The 6,696-nt window shown below is 33.3% G+C and carries 8 protein-coding genes and 1 tRNA gene; all 9 read left to right on the forward strand.

Going from position 1 to position 6,696, the window contains the following annotated elements:
* The first annotated feature begins 60 nt into the window (after positions 1–60).
* Positions 61–210, forward strand: coding sequence for a 50S ribosomal protein L33 (gene rpmG / locus Q0C22_RS01930; protein WP_025391441.1), 150 nt, complete (start codon positions 61–63; stop codon positions 208–210).
* Positions 209–285: transfer RNA gene (locus Q0C22_RS01935), tRNA-Trp, on the forward strand. Before rpmG ends, Q0C22_RS01935 begins: the two co-directional genes overlap by 2 nt.
* A gap of 8 nt (positions 286–293) precedes the next feature.
* Positions 294–479, forward strand: coding sequence for a preprotein translocase subunit SecE (secE, locus tag Q0C22_RS01940; RefSeq protein WP_291490406.1), 186 nt, complete (start codon positions 294–296; stop codon positions 477–479).
* Positions 480–490: 11 nt separating this feature from the next.
* Entirely contained in the window at positions 491–1,033 is a 543-nt protein-coding gene (gene nusG / locus Q0C22_RS01945) for a transcription termination/antitermination protein NusG (protein WP_291490407.1), read from the forward strand.
* Between the two features lie 12 nt (positions 1,034–1,045).
* Positions 1,046–1,477 (forward strand): 50S ribosomal protein L11, encoded by a 432-nt coding sequence (rplK, locus tag Q0C22_RS01950; protein WP_025391444.1) that lies wholly within the window; start codon positions 1,046–1,048, stop codon positions 1,475–1,477.
* A gap of 18 nt (positions 1,478–1,495) precedes the next feature.
* Positions 1,496–2,185, forward strand: coding sequence for a 50S ribosomal protein L1 (gene rplA / locus Q0C22_RS01955; RefSeq protein ID WP_291490408.1), 690 nt, complete (start codon positions 1,496–1,498; stop codon positions 2,183–2,185).
* 86 nt (positions 2,186–2,271) lie between these two features.
* Positions 2,272–2,790 (forward strand): 50S ribosomal protein L10, encoded by a 519-nt coding sequence (gene rplJ, locus Q0C22_RS01960; RefSeq protein ID WP_291490409.1) that lies wholly within the window; start codon positions 2,272–2,274, stop codon positions 2,788–2,790.
* Positions 2,791–2,808: 18 nt separating this feature from the next.
* Positions 2,809–3,195 carry a 50S ribosomal protein L7/L12 gene (gene rplL, locus Q0C22_RS01965; protein WP_025391447.1) on the forward strand — a complete coding sequence of 129 codons (387 nt, stop codon included), beginning with the start codon at positions 2,809–2,811 and terminating at the stop codon, positions 3,193–3,195.
* A gap of 96 nt (positions 3,196–3,291) precedes the next feature.
* A partial coding sequence (gene rpoB / locus Q0C22_RS01970; protein WP_291490410.1) for a DNA-directed RNA polymerase subunit beta occupies positions 3,292–6,696 on the forward strand: 3,405 nt, incomplete at its 3' end.

The raw sequence follows: 6,696 nt of genomic DNA on the forward strand, positions 1-6,696 counted from the left end.
GAGAAGGTGGCAAAACTGTTGGTGCTGGTGTAGTTACTGAGATTATTAAGTGAGGCAAAAATGAGAGAAATAGTTTATCTTGCTTGCAGTCAATGCAAAAATAAAAACTATACAAGCACACGGGACAAAAAGAAATCAAAGGATAAGTTGGAATTGAGGAAGTATTGCCCTCATTGCAATACACATACTATACACAAAGAGGTAAAATAGGCCAGTAGCTCCAATTGGTAGAGCGGCGGTCTCCAAAACCGCATGTTGGGGGTTCGAGTCCCTCCTGGCCTGCCAAATATTTTATGTTTGAAAAGGTAAAGATTTTTTTAGAGGAAGTTAAAGCTGAAATAAAAAAGGTTGTATGGCCAAAGAAAAGGGAGATTGTAACGGCTACTATTGCTGTTATAGTTTTCTCTTTTGTTGTGTCCGTATTACTTGGGTTATTAGATTTTATATTTTCATATGGCTTAGAAAAATTATTTAAATAGTTTGGTGGTAAATGCTCGAAGATCAAGATTTTAAATGGTACGCTATACATACGCAGGTAGGTCAAGAAGAGAAAGTAAAAAATATGATACTAAGCAAAGCAAAAGAAGCGGGCTTGGAAAATGACATAGCAGAAATTTTAGTTCCTCAAGAAGAAGTTATAGAAGTAAGAAAAGGTAAAAAGGAAGTTGTAAAAAAATGCATGTATCCTAGTTATGTTTTTATAAAATCTAAGATGAATGTTAGTCTTTACAATACATTAAAAAGGTTACCGCTTGTAACTGGTTTTGTTGGTTCTAAAAATGAACCAATACCAATAGATGAAAACGAAGTAAAAAAGGTTGTTGATAAAATTAATCAAGCAAAAGAAGCGCCACGTCTATCTATTTCATTTGAACATGGTGAAAAAGTTAGAGTTATAGAAGGACCATTTTCAAATTTTGTTGGCACAATTGAAGAAGTAGACATCACGAAAGGTAGGCTTAAGATATTAATTAGTATTTTTGGAAGACCTACACCTGTTGAATTAGATTACAATGAAGTTGAGAAAGCATAAAAGGAGATTAGTATGGCAAAAAAAGAGTTAGTTACTCAGGTAAAATTACAATTGCCAGCTGGCAAAGCAACACCTGCTCCACCTGTTGGTCCGGCACTTGGACAGCATGGGCTTAATATAATGGATTTTGTTAAAAAATTTAATGATGCGACAGCAGACAAAGGTGATACAATAATTCCTGTATTAATAAATGTTTATAAAGATAGAAGTTTTGATTTTATATTAAAAACACCTCCGGCAAGTGTTTTAATCAAAAAGGCTTTAGGTATACAAAAAGGTTCAAGTAGTTCATTAAAAGTAAAGGTAGGAAAGTTGAGCAAAGAAAAATTAGAAGAGATTGCAAAAATAAAAATGCCCGATTTAAACACAAAAGATTTACACAAAGCAATGAAAATAATTGCTGGAACTGCTGTAAATATGGGCGTTGAAGTGCAAGATTTTTAAATAGAAGAGAGGTTAAAAATGGCAAAGCATGGTAAAAAATACAGACAGGCACTAGAAAAATACGACTTAACTAAAGAATATGATTTAGAAAATGCTATAAGTATACTAAAAGATATAGCGTATGCAAATTATGATGAAACAGTTGAAGTGCATACAAATTTAGGAATAGATCCAAGACATGCAGAGCAACAATTAAGGGGTACTGTATTGTTACCAAAAGGAACAGGCAAAACAGTTAAAGTTTTAGTTTTTGCTAAAGGTGAAAAAATCAAAGAAGCTCAAGAGGCTGGTGCTGATTACGTTGGCTCAGATGATTTAATAGAAAAGATTCAATTAGGTTGGATGGATTTTGATAAAGCTATTGCAACACCTGACATGATGGGAGCAGTTGGTAAAATTGGGAAAATTTTAGGACCAAGGGGATTGATGCCAAATCCAAAAGTTGGCACAGTAACATTTGATGTAGCAGCTGCAGTTAAAAGATTTAAAGCTGGTGAAGTAGAATTTAGAAGCGATAAAACTGGCAATGTTCACTTAATAGCAGGGAAAAAGTCTTTTGACCAAACAGATTTACTTGAGAATATAAAAACAATCTATGATACAATTTTAAAAGCAAAACCATCAGCTGCTAAAGGCAAATATATAAAGTCATTTTATTTATCAACTACACATTCTCCAAGTGTTAAAGTCAAGCTACAAGCGATTTAAATAAATTAAGAGGTCAAAGATAGTGGGTAGCTTATGCTTTAAAATTGCCTACTTGAGACTTGGCCCGTCTTTAAAGGAGGGAAGTTTTGAAAAAAGAAAAGAAAATCGAGATTGTTGAAACTATTCGTAAAAATCTCGAAAATGCTCAAGCTGTGTTTTTGGTGGATTATTCAGGCGTTGACGTTAAAACACTCGAGTCAGTTAGAGAACAAGTAAAAGAATTGGGCGATTCTTTCAATGTTATTAAAAACACGCTTGTAGCAAAAGCAACTCAAGGTACAAAATGGTCCAATATATTGAGTTTGCTTGAAGGTCCCAATGCATTTGCTGTTAGTTACAAAGATCCTATAGCACTTTCAAAACTGCTTTTAAAAGCAGAAAAAAACATTGAAAAATTACAGCTAAAGTCTGCTGTGATGTATGGCAATGTATTTAATCATGATCAGATTGAAGCTATCTCAAAATTACCATCAAGGGAAGTATTGCTTGCTATGCTGCTTGGTGTATTAAATGCTCCAGCAAGAGGACTGGTAAGTGCGCTAGCAGGTATTTTAAGAAAACCTTTATACGCATTAAATGCTATAAAAGAACAAAAATCAAATTGATTAAATGGAGGAGTAATAATGGCTGATATTACAAGACAAGACGTTATAAAATTCATAGAAAACATGACTGTATTGGAACTTTCTGAATTTGTAAAAGAATTAGAGGAAAAATTTGGCGTAAGTGCAGCAGCTCCACAGGTTGCAGTTGCCAGTGCTCAGCCTGCTGCAGCTAGTGAAGAAAAAGCCGAAGAAAAAACAGAATTTAATGTTATTCTAAAATCTGCTGGAGATAAAAAAATCCAGGTTATAAAAGTCATTAGAGAGCTAACACAGTTAGGCTTAAAGGAAGCAAAAGATCTAGTAGATGGTGCTCCAAGTAAAGTTAAAGAAAATGTAAGTAAGGAAGAAGCAGAAAGTATTAAGGCAAAATTAGAAGAAGCTGGCGCAGTGGTAGAAATCAATTAACATACGTTTTTTTCAAAAGAAGAGGCTATTGGGTCTCTTCTTTTTTTTGTTTATTATACCAACAATAAATATTAAAAAATATTGATGAGGTGAATTATGGTACAGCCTCTTTGCTTAGATTATAGGTTAAGAGTTAATTTTGCTCAGACTCAAGAAGTATTATCTGTGCCAGATATTTTAAACATGGCTATAGAATCATACAACAGATTCTTACAAAAGGGAAGTGATTTCGAAAAAACATTAGAAAATGCTTTTAAAGAAATTTTTCCTATAGAAGATGTTCATGGTAAGATCAAATTGGAATATGTTGATTATTACCTACGAGAATCTAAATATAACCCAATGATTTGTAAACTTAAAGGCATAACGTACGGTGCTTCTTTAATGCTCAAGGTTAAGCTAACACTCTGGGATACAGATGCTTCTGGGAATAAAATCGGTGTTAGAGATATAAAAGAGCAGGAAATTTATGTATGTGAATTTCCTTTGATGAGTGAATCAGGAAGTTTTATTATAAATGGCGTAGAGAGAGTTATTGTAAATCAATTACACAGATCCCCAGGTGTTATCTTTAAAAATTTGACTCAACAAAAAGAAAACAATTATTATGCTCAAATAATACCTGAAAAAGGCAGCTGGGTTGAATTTGAAACTGACAACAAGAATCTTCTGCATATAAGAATAGATAGAAAAAAGAAATTTCCAGCGACTGTTATACTAAAAGCTCTTGGTTTTAACGATTTAGATATTTTAAATAGAATTTACAAATTAATAGATATACATGTAAAAGATGGCAATTTTTACGCAAAGCCTGATAAAAATTTACAGGGCTTTAAAGTTAAAGAAGATATTATGGTAGAAAGCGAAGTTATCGTTCAAAAGCAGAAAAAACTTACATCTAAAGTTATTTCACGTTTAATAGATTTAAATATAAATGAAATTGCAATTGATGAAAATGAACTTTTAGATAAATATATAGCTGAAAAAATTGACAATAATGGCTCTGTAATAGAAGGGCTTTCTTTAATAGATTCAAAGATTTTGCAAGAACTAAAATTGATGGGAAACTTTAACTTTAAGCTTTTATATAGTGAATATGATGATTACATGATTATTAATACGCTTAAAGCAGACCATGAAGTTTTGCAAAAAAGGAGAATCGGACTAAAAGAAGATTTACCTATTGAAGATATTGCAAAAATTTACCTTCATAAATCTTTAAGACCTGGCGAGCATTCTTCTGTTGAAGAAGCTAATAAATTTTTTGCTGGTTTGTTTTTTGATCCTTTAAAGTATGATTTGTCAATAGAAGGTAGGGCTAAGATTAATGAAACACTAAATATAGATATCCCAAAAGATATTAGAGTATTAACGGTTGATGATTTTTTTGGGATAATTAATCATATAATATTGTTTAAAAATGGTAAAGTTTCAGCGGATGATATGGATAGCCTTTCAAATAGAAGAGTCCATTTGGTAGGTGAGCTTTTATATTCTGAGATCAGAAAAGGCTTGTATAGAATGCAAAGATTGATAAAAGATAGACTTTTGATGCCAAAAGAAACGGAAGATTTAACCCCTTATGATGTCATTAATACAAAACCAGTTGCAACTGCCGTTAAAGATTTTTTTGCAACTGGTCAGTTATCACAATTTTTAGACCAAACAAATATATTATCTGAGATTTCTCATAAAAGAAGGTTATCAGCTTTAGGACCAGGTGGTTTAACACGTGAAAGAGCAGGTTTTGAAGTCCGTGATGTTCACCCATCTCATTACGGAAGGCTTTGTCCTATCGAGACACCAGAAGGACCAAATATCGGTCTGATTGTTTCATTTTCAATATACGCTAAAGTAAACGAGTTTGGATTTATTGAAACGCCTTATAGAATAGTAGAGAATGGTAAGGTTACAGACAAAATTGTTTACATGACAGCAGGCAAAGAAAAAGACCATATAATAGCTCAAGCAAGCGTTGATCTAAATCCGGATGGCACATTTGCCCAAGAGTATGTACCATCAATGAAAAACGGTGAATTTATTATGGCTCACAAAATGGATGTTAACTTGATGGATGTATCTCCAAGACAAATTGTTTCCGTTGCGGCGAGTTTGATACCATTTTTGGAACATGATGATGCAAATAGAGCACTTATGGGTTCGAATATGCAACGTCAAGCTGTACCACTTATTGCCCCTGAAGCTCCGCTTGTGGGTACAGGAATGGAAAAAGAGGTAGGAATATATTCAAGGCATGCCGTACTTGCTAAAAGAGATGGTAAAGTTATAAGAATAGAAAGCAACAAAATTTATATAGCAGTGCAATCACAAGAAGGAGCTTATGAAATAGATAAATATGATTTAAATAATTTTGTAAGATCAAACCAGGATACATGCTTTTCGCAAAAACCAATTGTAAAAATTGGTGATTATGTTAAAAAAGGTCAGGTTATTGCAGATGGTCCCACCATGGACAAAGGGGAGCTTGCACTTGGAAGGAATATGGTTGTAGCTTTTGTACCATGGCGTGGATATAACTATGAAGATGGTATAACAATTTCAAGACGTGTTGTCGAAGAAGATTTATTCACATCCATACATATAAAAGAGTTTGAGGTGTATGCACGTGACACGAAACTTGGACCAGAAGAAATAACTGCAGATATCCCAAGCGCTTCTGCTGAATTAATTAAAAATTTAGATAAAAATGGCATAGTAAGAATTGGTGCTTATGTAAAACCCGGAGATATACTGGTTGGAAAAGTTACGCCAAAAGCAGAAACACACTATTCTCCAGAAGAGAGGCTTTTAAGGGCAATTTTTGGTGAAAAAGCCTCTAATGTGTCAGATTCGTCCCTTAGGGTTCCATCAGATACAGAAGGTACTGTGATTGATGTTAGAATTTTTAGGCGAAAAGGCACCGAAAAACTAGCACGGGAAGAGTATATACAAAAAGAGGATATAAAAAAGATAAATGAAGAACTAAAAACTCAACTGCACCTTTTAGAAAACTTAAAATTAGAATCATACAAAAAATTACTGGAAGAAGAAACATTAGAAAAAGATTTATCTTTACAGGACATTGTTTACAAGAAAGGCAGCAAACTGGATAAATGTGCACTTGATGCTTTAGATGAAAATCAAATTAAAGAGTTACTTTCTCCAAAAAACAAATTGAAAGCAAAAGAAATAGAGAAACATTATAAGAAGATATCTAAAGCTTTAAAAGATGAATATGCTAAGAAAGTAAAAGAAATTGACAAAGAAGACGAGCTTCCCCCCAGCGTAATAATGAGTGTAAAAGTTTTTATTGCAACAAAAAGAAAATTATCCGTTGGCGATAAAATGAGTGGAAGACACGGTAATAAAGGTGTGGTTTCGCGAATATTGCCTGTATGTGATATGCCTTTCATGGAAGATGGAACACCGGTTGATATTGTGTTGAATCCGTTAGGGGTACCTTCACGTATGAACCTGGGACAGATTTACGAAACCATCTTA

Origin of the sequence: Desulfurella sp. (genome assembly GCF_023256235.1) — a bacterium.
In the GTDB taxonomy this organism is placed as follows: domain Bacteria; phylum Campylobacterota_A; class Desulfurellia; order Desulfurellales; family Desulfurellaceae; genus Desulfurella.

Excerpts from the sequence above, each read along its gene's own strand:
- rplL (WP_025391447.1), top strand. The coding sequence starts at position 2,809 with ATGGCTGATATTACAAGACAAGACGTTATAAAATTCATAGAAAACATG.
- secE (WP_291490406.1), top strand. The coding sequence starts at position 294 with ATGTTTGAAAAGGTAAAGATTTTTTTAGAGGAAGTTAAAGCTGAAATA.
- rplA (WP_291490408.1), top strand. The coding sequence starts at position 1,496 with ATGGCAAAGCATGGTAAAAAATACAGACAGGCACTAGAAAAATACGAC.
- rpmG (WP_025391441.1), top strand. The coding sequence starts at position 61 with ATGAGAGAAATAGTTTATCTTGCTTGCAGTCAATGCAAAAATAAAAAC.
- rplK (WP_025391444.1), top strand. The coding sequence starts at position 1,046 with ATGGCAAAAAAAGAGTTAGTTACTCAGGTAAAATTACAATTGCCAGCT.
- nusG (WP_291490407.1), top strand. The coding sequence starts at position 491 with ATGCTCGAAGATCAAGATTTTAAATGGTACGCTATACATACGCAGGTA.